General features: G+C 61.5%; 21 protein-coding genes and 3 pseudogenes. 11 read left to right on the forward strand and 13 right to left on the reverse strand.

The genetic code is table 11. From position 1 onward, the window contains the following. Positions 1-202: pseudogene (locus ACT6VE_RS32035) on the reverse strand (transposase); the annotation flags it as partial. On the opposite strand from ACT6VE_RS32035, the pseudogene ACT6VE_RS32040 reads away from it, so the two are divergent. Both ACT6VE_RS32040 and ACT6VE_RS32045 read left to right on the forward strand, forming a co-directional pair. Further along, a pseudogene (locus ACT6VE_RS32040) lies at positions 199-483 on the forward strand (transposase); the annotation flags it as partial. The pseudogenes ACT6VE_RS32035 and ACT6VE_RS32040 sit on opposite strands and share 4 nt — an antisense overlap. A 70-nt stretch (positions 484-553) precedes the next feature. Further along, a pseudogene (locus tag ACT6VE_RS32045) lies at positions 554-1,089 on the forward strand (MOFRL family protein); the annotation flags it as partial. Between the two features lie 138 nt (positions 1,090-1,227). Here ACT6VE_RS32045 and ACT6VE_RS32050 read toward each other — a convergent pair. The 4 genes from ACT6VE_RS32050 to ACT6VE_RS32065 form a co-directional block, all read right to left on the reverse strand. Further along, positions 1,228-2,286 (reverse strand): SIS domain-containing protein, encoded by a 1,059-nt coding sequence (locus tag ACT6VE_RS32050; RefSeq protein WP_444802282.1) that lies wholly within the window; start codon positions 2,284-2,286, stop codon positions 1,228-1,230. Between the two features lie 10 nt (positions 2,287-2,296). Beyond that, the gene (locus tag ACT6VE_RS32055) at positions 2,297-3,265 is read right to left on the reverse strand and encodes an ROK family protein (RefSeq protein ID WP_444802283.1); all 969 of its coding nucleotides are present in this window, start codon (positions 3,263-3,265) and stop codon (positions 2,297-2,299) included. 10 nt (positions 3,266-3,275) lie between these two features. Then, on the reverse strand, positions 3,276-4,034 hold the full coding sequence (locus tag ACT6VE_RS32060) for a GntR family transcriptional regulator (RefSeq protein WP_444802284.1): 759 nt from the start codon (positions 4,032-4,034) through the stop codon (positions 3,276-3,278). A 96-nt stretch (positions 4,035-4,130) separates the two neighbouring features. Then, positions 4,131-5,729 carry a choline dehydrogenase gene (locus ACT6VE_RS32065; protein WP_444802285.1) on the reverse strand — a complete coding sequence of 533 codons (1,599 nt, stop codon included), beginning with the start codon at positions 5,727-5,729 and terminating at the stop codon, positions 4,131-4,133. Positions 5,730-5,940: 211 nt separating this feature from the next. On the opposite strand from ACT6VE_RS32065, the gene ACT6VE_RS32070 reads away from it, so the two are divergent. The 6 genes from ACT6VE_RS32070 (at position 5,941) to ACT6VE_RS32095 (ending at position 11,884) form a co-directional block, all read left to right on the forward strand. Beyond that, positions 5,941-7,272, forward strand: a complete 1,332-nt coding sequence (locus tag ACT6VE_RS32070) for an ABC transporter substrate-binding protein (RefSeq protein ID WP_444802286.1) — start codon at positions 5,941-5,943, stop codon at positions 7,270-7,272. A gap of 63 nt (positions 7,273-7,335) precedes the next feature. Then, entirely contained in the window at positions 7,336-8,199 is an 864-nt protein-coding gene (locus tag ACT6VE_RS32075) for a carbohydrate ABC transporter permease (protein WP_444802287.1), read from the forward strand. Then, the gene (locus ACT6VE_RS32080) at positions 8,196-9,023 is read left to right on the forward strand and encodes a carbohydrate ABC transporter permease (protein ID WP_444802288.1); all 828 of its coding nucleotides are present in this window, start codon (positions 8,196-8,198) and stop codon (positions 9,021-9,023) included. Before ACT6VE_RS32075 ends, ACT6VE_RS32080 begins: the two co-directional genes overlap by 4 nt. A gap of 38 nt (positions 9,024-9,061) precedes the next feature. Further along, positions 9,062-10,132, forward strand: a complete 1,071-nt coding sequence (locus ACT6VE_RS32085) for an ABC transporter ATP-binding protein (RefSeq protein WP_444802289.1) — start codon at positions 9,062-9,064, stop codon at positions 10,130-10,132. Positions 10,133-10,523: 391 nt separating this feature from the next. Beyond that, positions 10,524-11,195: a transcriptional regulator gene (locus tag ACT6VE_RS32090; RefSeq protein WP_444802306.1), complete on the forward strand. Its 672-nt coding sequence runs from the start codon at positions 10,524-10,526 to the stop codon at positions 11,193-11,195. A 179-nt stretch (positions 11,196-11,374) separates the two neighbouring features. Continuing rightward, entirely contained in the window at positions 11,375-11,884 is a 510-nt protein-coding gene (locus ACT6VE_RS32095) for a hypothetical protein (RefSeq protein WP_444802290.1), read from the forward strand. A gap of 540 nt (positions 11,885-12,424) precedes the next feature. Here ACT6VE_RS32095 and ACT6VE_RS32100 read toward each other — a convergent pair. The 6 genes from ACT6VE_RS32100 to ACT6VE_RS32125 all read right to left on the reverse strand — a co-directional run bounded on the left by ACT6VE_RS32100 (position 12,425) and on the right by ACT6VE_RS32125 (position 16,706). Next, on the reverse strand, positions 12,425-12,607 hold the full coding sequence (locus tag ACT6VE_RS32100; protein WP_444802291.1) for an amidohydrolase family protein: 183 nt from the start codon (positions 12,605-12,607) through the stop codon (positions 12,425-12,427). Next, positions 12,604-13,056 (reverse strand): amidohydrolase family protein, encoded by a 453-nt coding sequence (locus ACT6VE_RS32105; protein WP_444802292.1) that lies wholly within the window; start codon positions 13,054-13,056, stop codon positions 12,604-12,606. The genes ACT6VE_RS32100 and ACT6VE_RS32105 overlap by 4 nt, the downstream gene beginning before the upstream one ends. 30 nt (positions 13,057-13,086) lie before the next feature. Next, entirely contained in the window at positions 13,087-13,380 is a 294-nt protein-coding gene (locus ACT6VE_RS32110; protein ID WP_444802293.1) for an amidohydrolase family protein, read from the reverse strand. After that, positions 13,377-14,486: an aminotransferase class I/II-fold pyridoxal phosphate-dependent enzyme gene (locus ACT6VE_RS32115; RefSeq protein ID WP_444802294.1), complete on the reverse strand. Its 1,110-nt coding sequence runs from the start codon at positions 14,484-14,486 to the stop codon at positions 13,377-13,379. The genes ACT6VE_RS32110 and ACT6VE_RS32115 overlap by 4 nt, the downstream gene beginning before the upstream one ends. Before the next feature lie 61 nt (positions 14,487-14,547). Further along, positions 14,548-15,648 (reverse strand): 2Fe-2S iron-sulfur cluster-binding protein, encoded by a 1,101-nt coding sequence (locus ACT6VE_RS32120; protein WP_444802295.1) that lies wholly within the window; start codon positions 15,646-15,648, stop codon positions 14,548-14,550. An 11-nt stretch (positions 15,649-15,659) separates the two neighbouring features. Further along, the gene (locus tag ACT6VE_RS32125) at positions 15,660-16,706 is read right to left on the reverse strand and encodes an aromatic ring-hydroxylating dioxygenase subunit alpha (protein ID WP_444802296.1); all 1,047 of its coding nucleotides are present in this window, start codon (positions 16,704-16,706) and stop codon (positions 15,660-15,662) included. A 122-nt stretch (positions 16,707-16,828) separates the two neighbouring features. Here ACT6VE_RS32125 and ACT6VE_RS32130 point away from each other — a divergent pair, with 122 nt between their 5' ends. Continuing rightward, positions 16,829-17,773: a LysR substrate-binding domain-containing protein gene (locus ACT6VE_RS32130; RefSeq protein ID WP_444802297.1), complete on the forward strand. Its 945-nt coding sequence runs from the start codon at positions 16,829-16,831 to the stop codon at positions 17,771-17,773. Between the two features lie 251 nt (positions 17,774-18,024). Here the strand turns inward: ACT6VE_RS32130 and ACT6VE_RS32135 are convergent, their stop codons facing one another. Then, entirely contained in the window at positions 18,025-19,059 is a 1,035-nt protein-coding gene (locus tag ACT6VE_RS32135; RefSeq protein WP_444802298.1) for an aldo/keto reductase, read from the reverse strand. A gap of 110 nt (positions 19,060-19,169) precedes the next feature. Here ACT6VE_RS32135 and ACT6VE_RS32140 point away from each other — a divergent pair, with 110 nt between their 5' ends. After that, positions 19,170-20,078, forward strand: a complete 909-nt coding sequence (locus ACT6VE_RS32140; protein WP_444802299.1) for a LysR family transcriptional regulator — start codon at positions 19,170-19,172, stop codon at positions 20,076-20,078. A gap of 238 nt (positions 20,079-20,316) precedes the next feature. Beyond that, the gene (locus ACT6VE_RS32145) at positions 20,317-21,579 is read left to right on the forward strand and encodes an MFS transporter (protein WP_444802307.1); all 1,263 of its coding nucleotides are present in this window, start codon (positions 20,317-20,319) and stop codon (positions 21,577-21,579) included. A 46-nt stretch (positions 21,580-21,625) separates the two neighbouring features. Here the strand turns inward: ACT6VE_RS32145 and ACT6VE_RS32150 are convergent, their stop codons facing one another. Beyond that, complete coding sequence (locus ACT6VE_RS32150; protein WP_444802300.1) at positions 21,626-22,513, reverse strand: LysR family transcriptional regulator; 888 nt, start codon at positions 22,511-22,513, stop codon at positions 21,626-21,628. Positions 22,514-22,515: the final 2 nt, after the last annotated feature.

Here is a 22,515-nt window from a genome sequence, read left to right on the forward strand (position 1 = left end):
TCTTCGGATCTGCGCTCTCGACGGCAAGACCTTCCATCACCCGGCCAAACACGCCCATAACACCCCAACGCTTCCAACGGTTATAGAGCGTCTTGTGCGGCCCGTACTCCCGGGGTGCATCCCGCCACCGCAAGCCATTGCGATTGACGAAGATGATGCAGCTCAGAACACGGCGGTCATCGACCCCAGACCTGCCGTGAGAAGAGCGTCCCGGCACTGGCTACGGCGAGAACTTTGCTTGACCGGTTCCAGACGATGATCCGCAAGAGAAATATATCTGACTTGAGCCCTTGGATCTGCGATACCAAATCAAGCCTGATTGCCTCCTTTGGGAACGGCGTTTCCAAAGAGATCGAGGCCATTCGCAATGCAATCGAACAGCCATGGTCAAGCGGTCAGGTTGAAGGCCAGATGAACAAACTGAAAATGGTGAAGCGGCAGATGTACGGCCGGGCGAAAATCGATCTCCTTCAAACCCGCTTGTCGGACCATCATGATCAAACGTCATCGAAAGTGCGTCTGACCCACTATTTCACGCCGAAATACAGCCATAGACCCGATGTTCGCGAGGAACGAGGTTCATATCGTGGCTTCGGCCGGGATTTCGTTGGCGGCTGCCAAACGACGGGCGCTCGAACACGGCGTTCCGGCGCATATTCTTTCCTACGCAATCGAGAGCGAAGCCCGCGACGTCGGAATGGTGTTGGCGGGCATAGCGCGAGAAGTGCGCTGCGAAACCAGCCGTTCGAGACGCCGGTCGTTTTGCTGTCCGGCGGCGAGACGACAGTCTCGCTATGCGGCAAGGGCAAGGTCGGGCGGACATGGAGTTTCTGCCGGCGTTGGCCAATGCGATAGACGGGATCGATGGTGTCGCAGCGTTGGCGGCAGACACCGACGGGATAGACTTCTCCGAAGACAACGCCGGTGCCTTCGCCGACAGCACGACCGTGGCGCGAATGCGCCGTGCCGGTATTGATCCGCACGCCGCGCTGGCAGAAGACGACGCGTGGAGCGCGTTCGAAGCCGTTGGTGACCTTGTCGTGACGAGGGGCCAATGTGAACGATTTCCAGTCGATCCTGGTGATGTGACGTTCGGAATTGAGCGCTTCGTTTTGAAAACTCACTCGAAACGACGATCCGACGCCAAGGCCAACGGTTCGAACCTATTCAAGAGCCCGCAGCATAAGATACGTCGACCCAACTAAGCTGGGTCGACGGGCGCCACCATCATTCGATGACCGTGATCTTCGAGCCGTTAAGGAATTTCGCCGGCTCGAAGCCGCGTGCAAGGGCCATCGGGACCATCAGAAGCTGGATGGGCAGGATTTCCAGCACGGGTAGCAGTCCTTCCGCCACCGCCGGCAGAGACAGGACCGGTCCGCTCCCGTCATAGGCCGTCGCCGTGCTCTCGGGGGCGACGACAAGGCAGCGGCCGTCGAAGCGGGCGATGTCGGAGGCGGTCTTCAGGTTGAGGTCGAGCGTCGCGCCGGGACCGCCGAGGAAGAGCATGCTGCGGAAGCCTTCGCGCACCAACTCCAGCGGACCATGACGAAATTGACCGCCGGAAAGGGCCTGCGTCGGGGCTTTCGCTGCTTCCGCCGTCACCAGCGCAGCCATCATGGCACTGGCATAGCTTCCACCGCGGCCGATGAAGGTCAGGGGCATATCGTGGCCGAGGAAGGCCAACATGTCGTCCAGTTTCGCGGGCAGGGTGGTGAGAAGCGTATCGACGGCGTCGGCGAGCACGGCGATTTCTTCGGCGAGCGTATGGCCATCACCGGTCAGCAGCCGCTCAAGGATGTAGAGGGCGGCAAGGCCGGCGGTATAGGTTTTGGTCGAAACGGTCTGCTCGGGGCCGACCTCCGTCGCCAGCGCCAGCGAGGCCCAACGTGCCAGGGTGTTGTCACGGGTGTTGGTGATTGCGACCCGGATATTGGCGCCTGTATCCAGTTCCGTCATGCGGCACAGTTCGACGCTTTCGCCCGATTGCGAGATGGCGACGATTGCGGTGCCCGAACGCAAGAGCGCGGGTGCCTGTTGGATCAGCTCCGACGTATCCCAAAGCGAGACCGGGACCGGTAGCGACTGGCTGAGCCTCAGCCAGGTGCCGTAGGTGCTGAACAGGGAGCCACCCATGCCGGTGAGAATGACATGCCGCACGTCTCCCCTGTCGATCGCGGTGCGGATCGCCTGGACCTCGGCAATCAGGCCCGGCGTGATGAGCTGGCCGAGCTTGCGGATGGCTGCCGGCTGTTCGGCGATTTCGTCTAGATAGGACTGGGACACGGAAACTCCATCATGGCTGGGGGGTGAGAAAGATTTGCGCGGCCGCGCCGACAATGCCGGCATCGTTGCCTAGCGAAGCGAGGGAGAAGCGCACCGGTGCGAGATACATATCGAGACCGCAGAGCCGGGCTTCCCGTTCGAGGGGCGCCAGCAGCAGATCGCCGGCAGCACTCAGTCCGCCGCCAAGCAGGATGACATCCGGTGCGAAAATCTGCACCCAGGTCGCCGCGCCACGGCCGAGCCAGCGTCCGACATCGGCGAGCATTGCTTTCGCAGCCGTATCGCCTTCGAGCGCCAGAACCACGACATCCGACGCATCGGCCTCCCGGCCGAGATCGCGCGCCCTTGTGGCGAGCGGGCTGTCCGGTACCTCGGAGCAGTAGAGCCGTGCGATGCCGTTCAACGCATCACCAGAGGCCAACGATTCCAGGCAGCCGACGCAGCCTTGCCGACAGGGCCGGCCTTCGCTGCCATGGATGATGAGCTGCCCGGCGTTGCCGAGGCCTCCGCCCGAGGTGATGAAGGGCCTTCCATCGATGGTGAGCGCCACGCCGATGCCGGTGCCGGCCGCGATCACCAGGAGGCGTCGGGCGTGCTTGTCCTTGCCGAACATCGCTTCTGCCAGGCCGGCTGCGGTCCCGTCGTTTTCCATCCGGGCGGGGAGGGAGAACAGTTCGCCAATGCGCCTGGCTAGTGGAAAATCGTCGAGCGTGGGTATGTTACCGAGATCGCCGGACAGATTGTCCGGATGGATGCGCCCCGGAAAGCCGATGCCGATGCCCAGCGGCTTGACCTGCGGATGTGCGGCCAGGATGTCGCGGATCGCTTTCGCATAGTGCTCGACGATGGCATCAGCGCTGTCGGCATCGTCGATGACGACGCGGCGGCGCTCGACGATCTCGCCCCCAGCCGAGACAAGACCGATCTTGGTGCTGCCGCCGCCGATATCCACGCCGATTGCGAAATCCTGTTGCGACACGGACCTGCTCCTAGAGGCGATAGCGGTTGACGTTGAGCATGAAGCCATCGCCCTTGTAGACGGACTTCACATATTCGACGGCCTGGTCGGTGTCGGTCACGGTCACGCGCCAGACGATCAGGATGGGTGCGCCGAGTTCGATACGAAGATGGGCAGCTTCCTCAGCGGTTGCGGCTGCCGGTTCGAACAGCGCATCGGTCCAGGTGGGAACGATGCCCCAGGTCGCCGTCATTTCTGCATAGAGGGAGGCGCCTTCGAACATCGCCCGGGTTGCCGAGGGATAGAGCGCCATCGGCAGGTAGGCATCTTCCAGCGCAACCGGATCACCATCGATCGAGCGTACACGACGCAGGAAGATGAAGTCCGGCTTGCTCTCGCCTTCCGTCTGAAGGTGCTTGCGGAAGGCGGGCGACAGCGGCTGCTTCTCCTCATAAGCGACGATCGCCGATCCCGGCTCGCCGCCGAACTTGCGCACTTCCGTCGTGAAGCTGTGGAAGCCCGAGACGCCGCGCATGCGAGATGAGGTGCTGAAATAACCACGGCCATGTTCGCTGTAGATGACGCCGCGCGTTTCCAGTTGCTTCAGGGCCTGGCGGACGGTGACGCGCGAAACGCCGAACTCGCGTGACAGCTCGCCTTCCGAGGGCAGCGCGAAATGCGCGCCGTTGCGCGATTTCACCTCGGTATCGAGGATTTCGGCGACCTGCACATACATTGGCACGGCGCCGCTCTTGCGGATCGGTTTCTTCTTCAGCCAGGTTTCGGTCATCGGTTTTTTCTCCTCTTCAAGGGCATCGGACGCATAGTCTCTAACATGTCGAGACAAGTGGGCAAGGATGCCGCCTGTGGAGCCTGCCTTTCTGGGTCAGCCGCGCGTCATGGTCGCGGCGATCTTTTCCGCAGCCATGATGATCGGAGCATTGATGTTGGCTGAGGGAACGCGCGGCAGGATGGAGCCGTCGACGATACGCAGTTTCTCCAGCCCATGTACCCGGCCGGCGGAATCGGTGACGGCAAGGTCGTCCGCGCCCATGCGGCAGGTGCTGGTCGGGTGGTGCTCGGTGTTGGCGACGGTGCGCAGCCAGGCCTCGATTTCGGAATCGGAGGCGTCGCGCTCCGGCGTATCGACGGCGGTGCCCCTATAGCCTGACCAGGCGGACTGGTTTGCTATCTCCAACGTCTTGCGGATGCCATCGACCATCTCGACCGTGTCGCGCCGGTCGGTGAGATAGTTGAAGCGGATGGAGGGTTTTGCGGCGGGATCGGCGGACTTGAGCGCGATCCGGCCGCGGCTGTAGGGCCGCATCTGGCTGACGAAATACTGGAAGCCGTCCGAAATCGCCACCTTTCCGGATTGGAAATCGGCGAGGAACGGCAGGAATTCGTGTTGCATGTTGAAATAGGGGACCGTTTCGCCGCTCTTGAAGAAGGCTCCGACCTCGAAGAAATTGGTCGCGCCGAGGCCGCGCTTGAACAGCAGCCACTCGACGCCGAGCTTGAGGCGGCCGACCATATTCAGCTGCCGACGGATCGAGACGCCGCCGGGCGATGTGAAACGCAGGGGGGCCACGACGTGGTCCTGCAGGTCCGCGCCCACGCCCGGCAGATGGGCGGTGCTGGCGATGCCGTGTTCCTTCAGCGGCGCGCGGTCGCCGATGCCGGAGAGCATCAGGAGATGGGGCGAGCCGACCGTACCGGCGGACAGGATGGTTTCGCGCGCTGCGCGGATCGTGGTCTTTTCGCCGCGGCGGGAGATCGTGACGCCGCTGGCGGTTCGGCCGTCGAGGAGGATCTTTTCCACCAGGCAGCCGGTCATCACGGTCAGGTTCGGGCGGTGGCGCGCCGGGGCAAGATAAGCGAGGCTGGTGCTGCAGCGCACGCCATCGCGAATGGTTGCCTGGGTGATGTGGACACCGTCCTGGTTGCCGCTGTTGTAGTCACCTGCATCGCGCAAGCCGAATTCCTGGCCGGCTGAAAGAAAGGCACGGTAGAGCGGGTGATCGGCCTTGCTGCGCACCACGCTGATCGGGCCGGAGCCGCCGCGCATGGGGTCAAGTCCGCCCTCGAAGCTCTCCATCTTCTTGAAAAAGGGCAGGCAATCGTCGAAATCCCAGCCTTCGACGCCGAGGTCACGCCAGCCGTCGTAGTCCTGCCGCGCGCCCCGGACATAGACCATGCCGTTGATGGAGGAGCTGCCGCCGAGCCCGCGGCCGCGCGCCTGGCCGATGCTGCGGCCATGCAGTTCCGTTTCCGGCTCGCTCTCGAATTTCCAGTTGTAGCGGTCGCTTTCGATGGGGAAGGTCAACGCCGCCGGCATCTGGATGAAAATGCTGCGGTCGCTCGGGCCTGCTTCGAGCAGGCAGACCGAAACGGCCGGATCTTCCGTCAGGCGGCTGGCCAGCACGCAGCCCGCCGAACCGGCGCCGACGATGACATAGTCGAATTCCCGCGTGATCTTGCTCATTTCGTCCTCTTCGTGGCGGTGTTCCGCGGATAGTCTGGCCTGTCCTTCGATCCGGCGAAACTATCCAGTCCCGGCTTTCCTGCCGTTCGTCGCTTTCGTCCGGGCACTAGACAGCGTCTCAAGCCTGTGTTAGCTGGTCTTTAACATGTAGTAACAAGTTGTCAAGTGAACAACTTACTGCGTGTCACCAAAACCAACTGGGAGCAGACTTATGAAACGAAGGGGATTCATCACGCTGTCAGCCGCGTTCGCGGCTTTCGCCCTGTCCACCAGCGCATTCGCGGTGGACTGGAAGCAGCAGTCCGGCCAGGAAATCACGGTGCTTCTGAGCGAGCATCCGTGGACGGCCGAGCTGCGCAAGCATGTCGGAGAGTTCGAGGCGGAGACCGGCATCAAGGTCAAGATCGATGCCTTTGCCGAAGATCTCTATTCGGATCGCATGAACCTTGCCGTTCGCTCGGCGGAATCGGTCGCTGACGTCTATATGATCCAGATGGACTCGGCGCTCTATACGCAGTGGGAAGCCGGTGTGGTGGAGCCGCTGACACCCTATCTCGAGGACGCGGCTAAGACGGACGCGGACTATAATCTTGCCGATTATCCGGAAGGGTTCCGCGCCGGTGCATCCTTCCCGGTCGGTGAAGCCAATCCACAGCTCTATGCGATCCCGATCTCCTTCGAGGCCTATACGCTGTTCTACAACAAGGAACTGGTCGAAAAGTACCTCAGCGGCAAGGTGCCGGCGACGATGGATGAGCTGATCGCGGCTGCCAACGAAATCAGTGCCAAGGGCGAAGGCAAGGTCTTTGGCGCTTCGATGCGTGGCAAGCGTTCGGCCGAGCTGGTCGATACTATGACCGGCATCGTGCTTGACGCATGGGGCAACGAACCGGCGAACCTTCCCTACAACATCTGGTTCGACGGCGACTGGTCGAAGCCGCGCTTCAACGATCCGCGCATCGCCAAGGGTCTTTCCTATTATGCCGGCCTCCTGAAGGCAGGCCCGCCAAGTGCGCTTTCCTACGGCTGGGAAGATGCAAGCCGCTTCTTCTCGCAGGGCAACGCCGCCTTCTTCGTCGATGCTTCGGTCTTCGGCCCGGGTTTCGAGGATGCAAAGAACTCGGCGATTGCCGGCAAGGTCGGCTATGCGCCGCTGCCCGCCTCCACCGGGGACATCGGCTATAGCGGCCATTGGTCCTGGGGCATCTCGATTGCCAAGAATTCCGGCAAGAAGGATGCGGCCTGGCTCTTCGTGCAGTGGGCGACGAACAAGAAGATGACGGCGGCCCTCGGTGTCGCGACCGGCGGCGCGCCGCGTGACTCGTCCTGGGCTGATGCCGACTACGTCAAGGCGCTCGACGCCGGCTATGTCGCGGCGGTAAAGGCCCAGATGCAGCACACGCGTCCCACATCCGTCTTCCGCCAGGGCTGGAACGACGTCGTTCTGCTGATCGTCGATGCCATCCACCAGATCTACCAGGGCACGTCGCCGGAAGATGCGGTGGGGGAACTCCAGACGAATGTTCAGGACACGCTCGAATAGGCCGTTTCCCGCGGGGCCGGCACGTCCGGCCCCATCCCTTCCGAAAGCAGGATCGTATCGACCATGCGCCGAGACAAACATTTCCGTTGGCTGATTGCGCCTGCCTTGCTGCTGCTCGCTGCAGGAACACTCTATCCGATCGTCTATTCCGGCTATCTCTCGTTACAGCAGTGGAACTGGGGTTCGGAGGCGAAGTTCGTCGGGCTCAGGAATTTCCAACGCATCCTGTCCGGCAGCGGCTTCCCGAAAGCGCTGTTCAACACCTTCTATTTCGCAACCTTTGCCGTGGTGATCGAAACGCTGCTCGGCCTTGGCCTGGCGCTCGCCATTAACCGTGTGCGCATCGGCGCGGGCCTCATCCGTACGCTGATGATCCTGCCGCTGATGGTTTCGGGCATTGCAGTCTCGCTGATCTGGAAGGTCATGCTCGATCCAACGCTCGGGATCGTCAATTACCTGCTGTCACTCGTCGGCATACCCGGTCCGGCCTGGCTCGGCACGGTGCCGACCGCCATGCCCTCGATCATCATGATCGATACCTGGTGGCAGACAGCCTTCACCTTCATCATCCTGTCTTCGGCGCTGAAAAGCCTGCCGGCCGAACCGTTCGAGGCGGCACGGCTCGAGGGCGCGACACCCTTCCAGACCTTTCGCCACGTCACGCTGCCGATGCTGAAGCCGGTGCTGATCACCGTCATCATCTTCCGCACCATCGATACGCTGAAGGTCTTCGACATCATCTTCGGCACGACCGGCGGCGGTCCGCTCCGGGCGACCGAGAGCGTGCAGACGCTCGCCTACCAGACGGCGTTCAAATCCTACAAGTTCGGGGAGTCGGCGGCGATCGCGGTGGTCTTCTCGCTCATCATCCTCACCCTCTGCATCATCTATCTGATGATCGATACCGACGACGGAGAAAAGGCATGAGTGCTTCCACGTCTTTCCGCCGCAGGTTCTGGCCCTATGCGGTTGCCGTTGCGGCTGTCGCCATATCGGTTTTCCCGATCTTCTGGATCCTGACGATCGCCCTCAAGACGCGCGTCGATGCATTCGCCATGCCGCCGGTCTGGTTCTTCTCGCCGGTCTGGGAGAATTTCGGCCGCGCCTGGTCTGCGACGGGTTTCTCCGGCGCGTTTTTCAACAGCCTGATCGTCTGCGCCATCGGCAATGTGCTGGCGCTCGCCGCAGGCATTCCCGCCGCCTATTACCTCAACAAGCGGCATGTGCCGGGGCGAAAGACGATCCTGATCTGGCTTCTGATTTCCTACATGCTGCCTGAGTTCCTGTTCATCGTGCCGATGTACGTGCTCTTTCAGAGCATCGGTCTCTACGACACGGTGATCGGGCTGGCACTGATCTACCAGGTCTTCACGCTGCCCTTCACGATCTGGCTGCTGCGCGCGTTCTTTGCGGATATTCCGGAAGCGCTGGCTGAAGCCGCCCGCCTCGAAGGGGCGGGGACGTGGCGCATTGTCTGGACGATCTACGTGCCGATCGCTGCGCCCGGCATAGCCGCCACGGTCATCCTCAACAGCATCAAGATGTGGAACGAACTGACCATTGCGCTCGCGCTGACCTTCGAGAAGGCGCAGACCGTGACGCTCGCCGTTGCCGGTTTCCGTGGCTACGCCTCCATCGACTGGGGCGCGATGTCGGCCGCGTCCATCATCATCATCCTGCCGATGGCGCTGTTCGCCATCCTCGCCCAGCGCCGCATCGTCCAGGGGCTCAGCCTCGGCGCGGTCAAGTAAGCCGCAACACCCACCGGTCAATCAAGGAAACGAAAACCATGTCCGCTGTCTCCCTCCAGGGCATCGATATCTCCTACGGCTCGGTTGATGTCGTCCGCAATCTCGATCTCGATATCAAGTCCGGTGAGTTCGTCGTCTTCGTCGGGCCGTCCGGCTGCGGCAAGTCGACGACCTTGCGCCTGATCGCCGGGCTGGAGGAGGGCCGCTCCGGCCGCGTCTCCATCGGCGACCGTATCGTCAACGACGTCGATCCGGCCAGGCGCGACGTCGCCATGGTGTTCCAGAACTACGCGCTCTTTCCGCATATGTCGGTCGCCGACAACATCTCGTTCGGCATGCGGCTGCGGGGAGAGGCGAAGGAGAAGATCGCGGCAAGCGTTGCGGATGTGGCACGAATGGTCGGCCTGCAGGACCACCTGCACAAGCGGCCAGGCGCGCTTTCCGGCGGCCAGCGCCAGCGTGTGGCGCTCGCCCGCGCCATCGTGCGCAAGCCCGCCGTCTTCCTGTTTGACGAGCCGCTTTCCAATCTCGACGCCGAATTCCGTGCCGCCATGCGCTACGAGCTGAGCAAGCTGCACCGCGAACTCGGCTCAACCATGATCTATGTCACGCACGACCAGGTCGAGGCGATGACGATGGGTGATCGCATCGCGGTGCTGGCGCCACTGAAGCAGGCAGGCCGCTCGAACCTCATGCAGTTCGGCACGCCGGAAGAGGTCTATCACCGCCCGGCCAATCTCTTTGTCGCCAAGTTTATCGGCTCGCCACCAATGAATTTTTTCGATGGCCGGGCAGAGGGCGACAGCATCCGTATCGGTGGACTGAGCCTGCCGGGCGCTCGTCATCTTCCAACAGCGCTGACCGTCGGTATCCGCCCGGAACATGTTCGCCTCGGTGCGGGCGACGGGCCGTCCATCGCCGGCACTGTTGAGGGCGTCGAAAACCTCGGGCACGAAAAGCTCTGGTTCCTCACGACCGCGGAGGGACGGATCGTTGCCCGCACTTCGGACAACGCCGGTCATCTCGTTGGAGAGAATGTCAGCGTGTATCTCGCGACCGACAAGCTGCACCTCTTCGACCGCGCGACGGGCGACAGAGTGGAGCTCTAGGGCGGTGGCGGTGCACCATCGGTGCCGAACTATGATCTTCTCTACAGTCAACGCCGTCGGTCTGGACGTGGCGGTGGCCGCAACTCCACCCAGGCAAGGTCATGTGTCGTTGAAATCGTCTAAGCCCCCATTGGAGCGACAAAGGCGAGTATGGTGACAAGTTGTGGGGTCATCGGTTCGACTCCCATCAAGGTCAAAAAGAGCTTCTACAACGGCGAAAAATGTTTGTACTCGGGCAGCGATCGGACAGACGTTTGCGATCGGCGATCGCACTTAGGGCTAAATACTGGAATGGGCTGGACTGGAACGTTGGCATTGGTTATTTCCAGGCCTTGTGGTGACGTTCAAAATGTCACTGAACACCTCCACGGATTACGCAGGGCCTTTAAAATTGAAAAAAGTCCAACGCAGTTTTGCCGTTGAATATAAATCCGGTCGGCGAAAACCAGACCCCAAGTCAAACTCGATCTGGGGCAATATGGATCTCAAGTCCGTGGCGCTCGATTTAGAGGAAGATGCGAGGTCATTTGTGTCGGATGGGCACCTGGGAAACAACACCGCTGGCGAAATCTCTCCATCGAAAGCTGCGCCAGCAGGGCCCTTGTTGACACCGCCGATCGGGGAGCACACAACTGCGTCAGTGACAAGGGAGACGATGATGGCCGACGAAATCGATACGATAACCACCTCTGATGCGCCGGCCGTTGTGGAAACGCCTTTCTCGCCAAAGAAGCAGCGCAAACCTCGCGCGAAAAGGGCTGCCCCTGAAGCCGTCTCGGTTGGCGCCGCAGCAGAACCAGCAGTTGCTCCTGCCGGCGCGACTGAAAAGCAGAAGCGGAGACGCAAAGCAAAATCGGTCGACGATACTGGCGCTGCAAAACGGGCACTTGTGAAGCGCGCTCCGAAGGCGGTGCAAACGGCACCTGCCGCGCAGGCTGTGCAGAGCGATGAGATGGCGGATATCCTGCAACTGGAAGAAGAGAATCAAAGACTGCGTAAGCTGCTGGCGGAAAAACTTCGGGCCGAAAACGCCGATCTGCGCAAGCGGCTGAAGTTCGATTGATATCAAGCAGGCGGCCAATCGCCGGCCGCATTTCTTTACTTAACGAGACGAGTATTTTGGTGGCGGTCACGACCGCTGCCGAAACGTAAGCTCGCATCCTGCAAGCGGGGTAAAAACGCGAGGTCGAAGTGATGGCGTCTCCATGGAAGCTACTTGCCCGACTTGTGTCGCCACGCCGCTTGGAAAAACATGACGGCAGTGCGATCAAGGACATAAAGCCGGATGTCGCGGCGATGGCGGGACCGACTGAGTCTCCTGTCGAGGAGAACGTCAAGCTCGCCGATCAGCCGACACGCGAAAAGGCCCAGCCCTTCGTTCAATCCCAAACGGTTTCTGCGCAGCCTGAACCTTTGGCAGAAACCGGCGGCGAACTTCAGGGCACGGGGGAGAGCCGTAGTGACGAGCGCGCGGATACCTCTGATCTGGCGTTGCCTGATATCGGCGCCACCCGCGCATATCCCCCTCAGAAGGTCGAAGAGACTGTTAAACCTGCGCCTGCCAAGAGGAGGGGTCGCGCCAAGACAATCGAAGCGGTAGCTGTCGTTTCGCAAACATCTCCAGTCGTTCCCGCCATTTCCGACGAGATGACCTTGGACCAAGAAATTAGGGTTCTCCGGGATCAGTTGGCGAGTAAGCTGCGCCTGCAGAATGCGCAATTGAAGCAGATGTTGGAGCGGTTCGACCGCTAAATCAGTCACTATCTAGCTGTTTAAATGAAGCTCAACAGCACTCGTTGCCGAAAAATGCCTTTCCTCAAAGGTGGCCCCGAGGGGTGCGTGATAATTCTTCAACCTGTACCGAGGTGTTCGAGGTGCGTCTGCAGAGGAGATGCCGTCAAAAGCAAGCCGGCAGGTACGCTGAGCGCTGGCGCGGACAATGCCCACACAGATGCGAGTTTAATTAAACGCATTTTTCGTGCGCGGCCTTGGTCCCACTCGTATGCCATGCTCAGTCCTCCGGGCGACACTGAAGCATTCCGAGAGACAGGAGGCTAGTCTCGAAAAACGCAGAGCCGTGGTTCATATCCCTTCAAGGCGAGGAAATCGGTTGGGCATCGTGCTCGATGCTAACTGCGGCCCATGCTCGACGAAAGCATTGCACCCTCATTCAGGACATTGAGACGAACGCCGCCTGCGCTTGAAAGCGGCGTCGAGGCCGGCAGTCGATCTTCAGCTGGAGAATCAGCTTGGCGAGCGGCCCTACCGCAATGACGCCAGTTTGCGATCGGTCTACTGTGCCTGGAAAACGATTTTGCCGTCCTTGATCGTCTCGATGTCCTTGATAGCCATCGGATCGACGGTAACCGGATTGGCCGAAAGCACGATCAGGTCGGCGCGTTTTCCAACCTCGAGTGACCCCTTCGAGTCTTCCTCGAAATACTGATAGGCCGCGTTGATCGTAATCGCCTTCAACGCAAGATCGGCGAGATGCGCTCCTCCGCGCCGATGATCTCGCTGTTGCGCGAGACTCGGTTCACTGCCGTCCACGTCGCCAGCATCTGGTCGATCGGTACGACGAACGCATCTGTGTGGTTGGTCGGCTGGAGGCCGGCCGCATAGGCGCTCTTCATCGGGCTGATGAAGTCGGTCTGCTGGCGGCCGCGATTGAGGATATGCGTATCGGCGAAGAGGAAGGTGTGGTCGGTGAAAAATGCGGGAACAATCCCGTATTCCTTGTACTTGGCGATCTGGTCCGGTCGGATGAACTGCGAGTGGATACCGACCGTGCGCCGGTCCTTGGTCAGGTCGCCGCCAGCTGCTTGCTCATGCGCTTCGAGTAGGAAGTCGATCGCCGCGTCGCCATTGGCATGGAACAGCACCTGCAGGCCGGCATCGTAGCATTTTTTCGTGCCGGCGAGCATGAGGTCGACCGGCAGGCCAGGCTCGCCCTTTCAGTCCTTCTCGCCAGCCGGACCGCTGGTCAGATAGGGTGTGGTGAACCAGGCTGTCTTGCCCTGCGGCGAACCGTCCGGCGTGAGTTTGCAGCCGCCGAGCTTCAGGTGTTTGTCATAGGCCCCCAAGGTTTCCACGGGATTGGCCTCCAGCACCTTGTCGAGGTCGAGAATGAACGGGTAGGCGACGACGTCGATAAATAGCCCGTCCGCCTTGGCAACGCGCTTCAGCTGCTCGACCTGGTTGGCATGCGTCGCGCCTTCCTGCGCCGTCGTGACGCCGCGGAGCGTCACTCCTTGGCAAGAACGCGAAGCGCCTCGAGGAAGCGGTCGTTTTCGGAAGCGCTGCCGATCGTCACGCGGATGAAGGTTTCGTAGCCGGCTTCCTTCCACGGCTTGATGATGATTCCTTTCGACAGGAAGTGATCCAGGGCCGCCCGGCTGTCCCAGCCGACGTCGATGAAGAGGAAGTTCGTCTGCGATCCGGCGACGCGAAAGCCGAGGGCCGCGACGATCCGGGAAACGCGCTGCCGTTCCTGCTTCAATGCGGCGACCGATGCTCGCATCCACGCTTCGTCCTCCAGCGCGGCAAGGGCGGCGGCCGGCGCGGCGGCATTGACGTTGAACGGTATCTTGGCAGCGGTCATGGCGCGCGCCAGGCGCAGATCCGACGTCACGGCATAGCCGACACGCAGGCCCGCAAGCCCATAGGCCTTGGAAAAGGTCCGCAGCACCACCCAGGACAGGTCTGTCTGCGCGAGGGCGTCAAGCCCGCCGGGTGTGTCGTCGTCGGTGAACTCGAAATAGGCCCCGTCCAAAACGAGGAGCGTTTGTGGTGTAACCGCCGAGAGAATGCGCTGAAGTCCGTCACGGTCGAGCGCCGGCCCGACGGGATTGGACGGAGAGGAGAGAAAGAAGATCGCCGGTTTGCGCGCGAGCATGGCCACGATCGCGGGAATGTCAAAATCGAGGTCCGCCCGCATGGCGACCTTCTCGGCGCGCGCGCCGTTTTCGAGCGCCTCGATCTCGTGAAGGCCGAAGTCGGGACAGAGCGTTGCGACGGTGGCGTAGGGACGAAGGATGGCGCGGCACACCGCGGCGATCATCCCGTCCGAGCCGTTGCCGACGACGATGCGTTCCGCGGGAACGCCGAGCTTGTCGCCGAGGGCCGCGCGCAGCGTCGTGCAGGCCGGATCGCAATACCGCGCGGGATTGAGGCCGGCGAGGGCGGCGGCGACCTTCGGCGAACAGCCGTCCGGGTTCTCGTTGCTGGCAAGGGCTGCGATTTCCCGCAGCCCGCTGTGCTTCTGCGCGGCGGCGATGTTCAGGCCGGCACTGTAGGGCGGCAGTCCGGCGACATGCGGATTGAGCGGAATTTCCTCTCGGAGCAGTTTCGTCACGCGTTCTCCGTTGGGTGGCAAGGCACCCCTGGTTCAGGCCGCGGCCTGTTGTTCAAAACCGCTACAGATCGAGCACGAGCGAGGTTTTCGGCCGGGTGCAGCACAGCAGCACCCGATCCTGCGGCACCACGTCGAGCGGCTCCTCGTAATACTCGACCTCACCGGAGACGAGACCCTGTTCACAGGTTCCGCAGACCCCCGCCCGACAGGAGAATTCCGGCTCGATGCCCTGCGCCTCCAGGAAGGCGAGGATGGATTCACTCGTGCCATCCCAGGCGAGCCTGTGCCCGGATTTCTGGAGAACGATATGAGGACCGTCGCCTGCGGTGGAGTTGTCGGCTACGGGTGGCTTCATGGGTTGCGGTGTTGTCTGTGCCGCTTCCGTGAGAAGGGTTGCCGGGCCGAAAAATTCATAGGCGATGCGTTCCTTGCGGATGCCGAGGCCGGTGAGGATGCCATAGAGCGCCTGCATGAACGGGGGCGGGCCGCACATGTAGATGTCGTAGTCGTCGAGTGGCAGAAGCTGCTGGAGCGTAGCGCGCGTCAGAAATCCTTGCGAATGGCACCGCATCGCATCGACGTCGGCGCTTTCTGCGAAACGGTAGCAGAAATGTACGGAGATGCCGGGCCTGAGGGCGGCAAGCTGTTCGACCTCGCCGCGCAGGGCGTGGACGGCCTTGTTGTCGCAGGCATGGACGAACCAGACGGGCCGGTTGCCTTCCCGCGCCAGCACGTCGAGCATCGAGACTGTCGGTGTCAGCCCGACGCCACCCGAGAGCAGCACGACGGGCCGGGTACTCGCCGCGTCCAGCTTGAAGGCGCCGCGCGGCAGGTCGATCTCGACGACGGCGCCGGGCTCGATCTCGTCATGCAGCCAGCAGGAACTCACGCCCGCCGGCACATCCTGCGATGGGGCGGCCTCGCGCTTCACGGTGATCCGGTACGTGCCTTCCTCGCGCGGAGACGAGGAGACCGTATAGTTGCGCAGGACGTGGCCACCCTTGCGGTCGGGGACCCGTATCGTGAGGAACTGTCCAGCCTCGAACGGCCGCCAGTGCTGCAGGTCGAGAGGGGCAAGTCGGAAAGACGTGATGGTTGTGCTTTCGCACACCTTCGAGATGACTTCGAAGGGGCGGAAGCGCGAGGCCGCGGCGTCCAGCATTTGGGCGATCCTTACTCTGCCGCCGCGCTGGCAGGCCCGGCTTGCGCCTCGGCGGCGATCATCTGGGCCAGCTTGCGGCGGAAGCGCATCGGGCCGACGTCGATCTTCAGGTCGAGGTTCGGCGTCTGCTTGTTGGCCATGCCGTGGTGGACGGCCTCCAGCACGACGCGGTCCTCTTCGAAAGCACCGCGCACGGACTTGGCGAAGCTCTCGGAAACCTTGGCGTCGTCGGGCGCGAAGTTGCGCATCTGGAACCAGTAATATTTGGTCCTGTTTTCATCCACCGGCGTCATGAAGTTATAGCTGTCCATGAGGAACGTGTTATCCGGCAGCGCGCGGCCTTCTCCTCCGGTATGGGCGGGCGTGAAAATCGCCTTGATGATCGCATTGCTTGGATAGCGCACCTCATAGTGCTGCTTGCGGTCGGTATTGCCCTCGAACTGCAGGAAGGGCGCATAAAAGGGCGCCGGTTCGGAGTCGATCATCCAGCGCCAAACGGTGACGCCATCGTCCTTCACGGTCGTCTCCAGGGGAGTTTCCTCGCAGGCGGAGCTGGCGAAGGACGACTGGTGGACCCAGGCGACATGGGACGGATCGAGCAGGTTGTCCGTCATGTAGAGGTAATTGCAGTTGAGCGTCATGGACTCGCCGCGATTGACGCCCCATGCCGGATCACCGAAATAATCGACCTCGAAGATATCCTTCGGGTCCGCCTTCTCGGCGTCGCCCATCCAGATCCAGAGCATGCCGTAGCGCTCGTGGACAGGGTAGGAGCGCACCTTGGCAACATGCGGAATGCGCTCGGCGCCCGGAACTCGCGTGCAAGCGCCTGAACAGTCGAAGGTCAGGCCATGGTAGCCGCATTCCACGTCGTCACCCTTGATGCGGCCCATGGAAAGTGGAAGCTTGCGATGAGGACAGGCGTCTTCGAGCGCGGCGACCTGGCCATCCTGCCTGCGGTAAAGGACAACGTTTTCACCGAGGATCGTAACGGGTTTCAGCTCACGGCTGACCTCATGGTCCCATGCGGCGACGTACCAGGCATTCTTGAGAAACATCTCGCTCTCCTTGCGTTTTGCTAAGCGAATGTTCGCTGTTTTGCCGGTGCCAACAAGTTGCCAACGCCTGTGTTCTATTTTAGAAAATCTAAAGAGGAGCGCCCTGGGAGGAATGCGTATCGATGTCGAATCCGTCCTTGCGTGGCTTGCAGGCTTTCGAAGCCATCGGACGATGCGGCTCGGTGAGCGCTGCCGCGAAAGACCTCGGCGTGTCGCCCGGGGCCGTCAGCCAGCTGGTGCGCAATCTGGAGCAGTGTCTTGGGTTGACACTTCTTGAGCGGCGCGGCCGGCGGGTGGAGCTATCGTTCTGGGGGAGGCTGTATTATCGCGAGGTTGCAAAGGGCTTCCAACAACTCGCCCACGCGGCCAATGTCCTCACGCGCGCACGAAACGAAAGCGGCATTGTGCTCAGCGCCCTGTCCTCTGTCGCCAGCCGGTGGGTCAGCCGCAAGATCTTCGATTGGCAGTCGCTCTGTCCGGGATCGAACGTGCGCATCCTCGGCCAAGAGCAGGAGCCGCGCCTCGGCGAGGAGGAGGTGGATTTCCGCATTACCTACGGCCGGCGCTCCCACGCCCACGAACATGTGGCGGCTCTGTTCACCGATTGGGTCGTTCCGGTCTGTTCGCCCGCGCTCATTGCAAACCACGCTCCAGGCTGTCCGCAGGACATCCTCGCGTTTCCCCTTCTCAATGTGGAATGGGAAGCAGACTACAAGGCATCGCCGCAATGGAAGGACTGGGCGAGCCTCATAGACGCCGACGGCCGGCAAACGTTTTCCGGCCTTTCCTTCACCCTCTCGAGCAGCGCCATCGACGCGGCTGCCAACGGTCGGGGGTTCGTTCTGGCACAGGTTTCCATGGTCCAGGATGAGATTGCCGCCGGTAGCCTGGTCGTGCCTTTCGATATTCGCATGAAGCTTTCCGAACGCTACTATCTCGCCTGGGACAGGACCGCCCTCGAAAAGCCGTTCGGTCAGCGGTTCCACAAATGGCTGGTCGGAATTGCGCGGCAACAGGATCAGCAATCGGCGCCGGCGATTCCAACGACGGTCGCGTCACCGCCTTGAAAGTTGATTTGGCGTTGGCAATCGCGACGCAGTCCGAGTGCGACGTTCGTTCGAATCCCATCAAGAGCTTTGCAATCCTTGAATCCTTGCTGATCACACCCAGTGACAGGTCCAGTTTCGCCGGCCGTCGCCATTCTCGTGAAAAGGCCGGGAAAAATCACCCGGCCGGTTCCTATTAGGCGGTTGTTTGCGGAGTTCGTACTCCCAATTCTGCGGTGCCGTATGCACCCGCTTGTTAGAATGGGAAGGGATCACACCGCCGGCGGGTTCAGGCGCGCAAAGCCTTGCTGGAGGTGATAGGGGAAGTACGGGTAGGCGACGGTCTTCCGGCTGGCCTTGTCGAGCCGCGCTGTCTGGTCCGGGGTCAACGACCAGCCCATGGCACCCAGGTTCTGACGTAGCTGCTCTTCGTTGCGGGCGCCAATGATGACGCTTGAGACCGTCGGGCGCTGCAGCAGCCAGTTGATGGCGATCTGTGGGATCGTCTTGCCGGTTTCACCGACCAGTTCGTCAAGCACATCGACGATGTCGTAGAGCTTTTCGTCATCGACCGGCGGACCGAACGAGGCCGTATCATGCAGGCGGCTTCCGTCCGGCCAGGCTTGGCCACGTCTGATCTTTCCGGTGAGGCGCCCCCATCCGAGCGGGCTCCAGACGAGCGCGCCGACGCCCTGATCGAGCCCAAGCGGCATCAATTCCCATTCATAGTCGCGCCCCACCAGCGAATAATAGACCTGATGAGCGACATAGCGCGGATAGCCGCCTTTCTCTGCCGCTGCCAGCGACTTCATCAGTTGCCAGCCGGCGAAATTGGAAACGCCGACATACCGGATTTTTCCACCGCTCACCAACGTGTCGAGTGTCGACAACACCTCTTCGACGGGTGTGAAGGCATCGAAGGCGTGCAGTTGCATCAGGTCTATATAATCGGTATCCAACCGGCGCAGCGCATCGTCAACGCCCTTGATCAGGCGCGAACGCGAGGACCCGGCATCGTTCGGGCCGTCGCCCATGGGCAGCGCCATTTTGGTGGAGATCAGAACATCGCTGCGCCGTCCCTTGATCGCCGCGCCGAGCACTTCTTCGGAGGCCCCGTCCGAATAGACATCTGCCGTGTCGAAAAGATTGACGCCCGCCTCCATGCAGATGTCGATAAGCCGGCGCGCCTCGGTGTCGTTGCTGTTACCCCACGCGCTGAAAAGCGGCCCTTTGCCACCGAACGTCCCGGCGCCGAAAGACAGCGCGGGAACCTTCAACCCGGACGATCCAAGCCGTCTGTATTCCATCATACGAACTCCTCTTTACGAGCATGCCCTCATTGGCGAATGGAAGGTGGTGTCTTGGGGATTTGATAGATAGACCACTTGCAGGAACATCATTTGTGAGCTGAAGTCACATGGCGCGACTACATATCAATCGCTCCGGCGAAATGGCCGTCTTTGTCAGGGCTGTCGAACTCGGCGGCTTCTCAGCAGCTGCTCGCGAATGCGGCATGACGCCATCGGCGGTGAGCAAGCTGGTGCAGAGGCTAGAAGAGAGACTTGGCGTTCGGCTGATCAACCGTTCGACGCGGCAATTGCAGTTGACGCCGGAGGGATGCGCATTTCACGAGCGCGCGGCCAGCATCCTCGCCGATATCGATGATGCGGAGAGGCAGGCAGCGGCCGGCGACACCCCTGCCGGCCGCGTTCGCCTCAACGCCAGCGCTTCCTTTGCTACGCATGTGCTGATGCCGCTTCTGCCGGACCTTCTGGGTTCGTTTCCGGAACTCGCCGTCGACATTATCCAGACCGACGCCGTCGTCGACCTGATGGCCGCGCGCGTCGATATCGCGATCCGCGCTGGTCCGCTGAAGTCGTCGACGCTGATCGCGCGCAAGCTCGGCAGTACGTCGATGACCATCGTCGGCGCGCCGTCCTATCTCGAATGCCAAGGCAAGCCGGAAAGCTTGGACGACCTCAGAACCCACAACCGCCTGAGCCTGAACTATGCCAGGGCTGTGGATGGATGGCCGGTGCTGGAAAATGGTTTGCCGGTCCAGCTGCCGCCAAGCGAAAGGGTGCGTGTGAGCGACGGGGAGGGGTTGCGCCGGCTGGCACTTGCAGGTGTCGGATTGGCGCGGATGGCGACTTTCACGGTCCGGGGCGACATTGATGCCGGGCGGCTGGTGCCAGTTGTCGAACACCTCAACCCAGGAGATCGCGAGACCTTCCATGCGGTGTTTCAGGGCCAGGGCGGTACGCTTCCGTCCCGGGTGAGGGTGATGCTTGACTTCCTGGCGGCGCGGGCGCGACTTTCCGACTGAGGCGGATGCTCAACTGAACCAAACAAGAAATCAACGGCTCTGATCCCTTTAAGACCGCCGACGTTTTCCCATCAAACGGCCCCCCGGAATGGCAAGTTCTGCCAGTTGGACTTACCCAGTCTATCGGGTGAGCCAGACAACAAGTGCCACGGCGCTAAAGGTCCAGATTGCGAGCCCTATCGACACTGCAAAGCCAATCGCATTCAATGTACAAAACCGGGTTGAAGACGGATTCGACATGGCAGATTTGGAGAAGTGGATGAGCGCGCCTAGTGGAATCGAAGTCGGCGGCGTCGATTCAAACTACGCCTGGTTACGGCTGGCGCTCACGCTCATTCTTGGCACTGTTGCGTGCGTCGGTAATTGGTCGATCGTGGTGGTGCTGCCGACCCTCCAGCTCGAATTCGACACGCTGCGCGGCGGCGCCTCGCTGCCTTATACCTGCACCATGCTAGGCTTCGCCTTCGGTGGGGTGGCGATGGGACGCCTCGCGGATCGGGTCGGCATTGTCGCACCGGTGCTGATTGGCGCTTTTCTGCTCTGCATCGGCTATATCGCCGCCGCCTTCACAAGCAACATTTGGCAGTTCGCCGCGATTTCCGCCGTGATCGGCCTCGGCTCCGCTGCTGGATTCTCGCCGTTGATTTCCGATCTGTCCCACTGGTTCCGCAAGCGGCGCGCACTTGCCGTCACTTTCGCCGCCTCGGGTAGCTATCTCTCCGGCGCGGTATGGCCGCTGATCATCGAGCATTTTGTAACGGCGCAGGGCTGGCGGGCCACCCATATCGGTATCGGCCTGTTCGTCCCTTTGGTGATGGTGCCGATCGGACTTCTGCTGAAGCGGCGCCTGCAGACTGCGGCTTATGCCGAGGCTGAGGCGGCGACCGAAGCGGCGCGGGGGGAACTCGGCCTCAAGCCCAATGTGCTGCAAGGCATTCTCGTCGTCGCGGGGTTTGCGTGCTGCATGGCGATGTCGATGCCGCAGGTCCACATCGTGGCCTATTGCGGCGATCTCGGGTACGGCGTCGCCGTAGGCACGCAGATTGTGTCGCTGATGCTCGGCCTTGGCGTCGTCAGCCGTCTCGCTTCCGGCGTGGTCGCGGACCGGATCGGGGCCGGCCCGATGCTGATCCTCGGCTCCTCCATGCAGGCGGCAGCACTGCTGCTTTATCTGTTCTTCAACAGCCAAGCCTCGCTCTATGTGATCTCCGGCTTGTTCGGGCTGTTCCAGGGCGGCATAGTGCCGATGTATGCTGTGATCATCCGCCAGTTCCTGCCGCCACGTGAAGCCGGCATCCGCATCAGCCTGGTGCTGATGGCGACGGTGCTCGGCATGGCATGCGGGGGCCTTGCTGCCGGCTACATCTTCGACGCGACCGGGTCTTACCGCCTGGCGTTCCTGCATGGTTTCCTGTGGAACGTCGTGAACCTTGTTCTGGTGAGCTGGCTGATCCTCTGGCCGAAGTTACGTCAGCGCAGGCAGGTTGCGATCGCGCGATGAACGCTTGCAAGGTTCAGACGTTCCAGATGGCCTTACACCTGAAACGTCACGCCGATGTCTGGCGTGACGTCGCGAGAAACCCGGCGATGAAATCGACAGTGTCGTCGCCATCTCTTAATCCGAGATGAATACTTTTCTGGATACCGCTCTGACCAATCCGGACGGGACAGACACCAAGCGCCGCTGCTTCTCGGCGCACTAGCCAGCTGGGAATGGCACTGACCCCGCGCCCTGCCGCCACGAGTTGAAGCATCATTTCCGTCGTCTCGACATTACGGTGATGTCGCGGCCGGCAATTGGCGGGCACCAGAAATTGCGTGAACACGTCCAGTCGCTCCGGCGGTACCGGATAGGTGAACAGTGTCTCATTCATCAGATCCGTAGGATAGGCATGGCGTTTCAGCGTCAGGAGATGATCGGCCGGAACGGCAAGCACCAGCTCATAGTCGAACACTGGAACATAATGAATGCTGGGCGTCTCGATCGGATCCGGCGTGATCAGGATATCGATCTCGTACCCCGTCAGCGCCGCCACACCGCCGAAAGCAAATGATGTCTTCAGTTCCAGGCCCACATCCGGCCATTCCGTGAGATAGGGCTTTGTGACCCGTATAAGCCACTGGTGGCATGGGTGGCATTCCATGCCAATCTTGAGCGAGCCTCGCTGGCCGTGGCGATAATCCGACAGGACATCCTCGGCCCTTTCAATCTGGGGCAGAACGCGCTGCGCCAGTGTCACGATGTAGCGGCCAGCCTCGGTGAGACGAAGGTTACGGCCGTCCTTTTCCCACATCGCCACGCCGCAGCGCTCTTCCAACTTGCGGATCGTATGGCTAAGAGCCGACTGGGAGACGTTCAGCCGCTCAGCCGCAGCCGTTAGGCTGCCCAAACGGTCGACTTCACGCAAGATCGATAGATGTTGCCTGTCCAGCACGG

Origin of the sequence: Shinella sp. (assembly GCF_052438155.1) — a bacterium.
Lineage (GTDB): Bacteria > Pseudomonadota > Alphaproteobacteria > Rhizobiales > Rhizobiaceae > Shinella.

Bases quoted from the DNA above. Each gene is read 5' to 3' on its own strand.
- ACT6VE_RS32135 (WP_444802298.1), bottom strand. From the start codon at position 19,059: ATGGAATACAGACGGCTTGGATCGTCCGGGTTGAAGGTTCCCGCGCTG.
- ACT6VE_RS32080 (WP_444802288.1), top strand. From the start codon at position 8,196: ATGAGTGCTTCCACGTCTTTCCGCCGCAGGTTCTGGCCCTATGCGGTT.
- ACT6VE_RS32125 (WP_444802296.1), bottom strand. From the start codon at position 16,706: ATGTTTCTCAAGAATGCCTGGTACGTCGCCGCATGGGACCATGAGGTC.
- ACT6VE_RS32070 (WP_444802286.1), top strand. From the start codon at position 5,941: ATGAAACGAAGGGGATTCATCACGCTGTCAGCCGCGTTCGCGGCTTTC.
- ACT6VE_RS32145 (WP_444802307.1), top strand. From the start codon at position 20,317: ATGGCAGATTTGGAGAAGTGGATGAGCGCGCCTAGTGGAATCGAAGTC.
- ACT6VE_RS32060 (WP_444802284.1), bottom strand. From the start codon at position 4,034: ATGACCGAAACCTGGCTGAAGAAGAAACCGATCCGCAAGAGCGGCGCC.
- ACT6VE_RS32065 (WP_444802285.1), bottom strand. From the start codon at position 5,729: ATGAGCAAGATCACGCGGGAATTCGACTATGTCATCGTCGGCGCCGGT.
- ACT6VE_RS32120 (WP_444802295.1), bottom strand. From the start codon at position 15,648: ATGCTGGACGCCGCGGCCTCGCGCTTCCGCCCCTTCGAAGTCATCTCG.
- ACT6VE_RS32075 (WP_444802287.1), top strand. From the start codon at position 7,336: ATGCGCCGAGACAAACATTTCCGTTGGCTGATTGCGCCTGCCTTGCTG.
- ACT6VE_RS32140 (WP_444802299.1), top strand. From the start codon at position 19,170: ATGGCGCGACTACATATCAATCGCTCCGGCGAAATGGCCGTCTTTGTC.
- ACT6VE_RS32085 (WP_444802289.1), top strand. From the start codon at position 9,062: ATGTCCGCTGTCTCCCTCCAGGGCATCGATATCTCCTACGGCTCGGTT.
- ACT6VE_RS32105 (WP_444802292.1), bottom strand. From the start codon at position 13,056: ATGCTCGCCGGCACGAAAAAATGCTACGATGCCGGCCTGCAGGTGCTG.
- ACT6VE_RS32130 (WP_444802297.1), top strand. From the start codon at position 16,829: ATGTCGAATCCGTCCTTGCGTGGCTTGCAGGCTTTCGAAGCCATCGGA.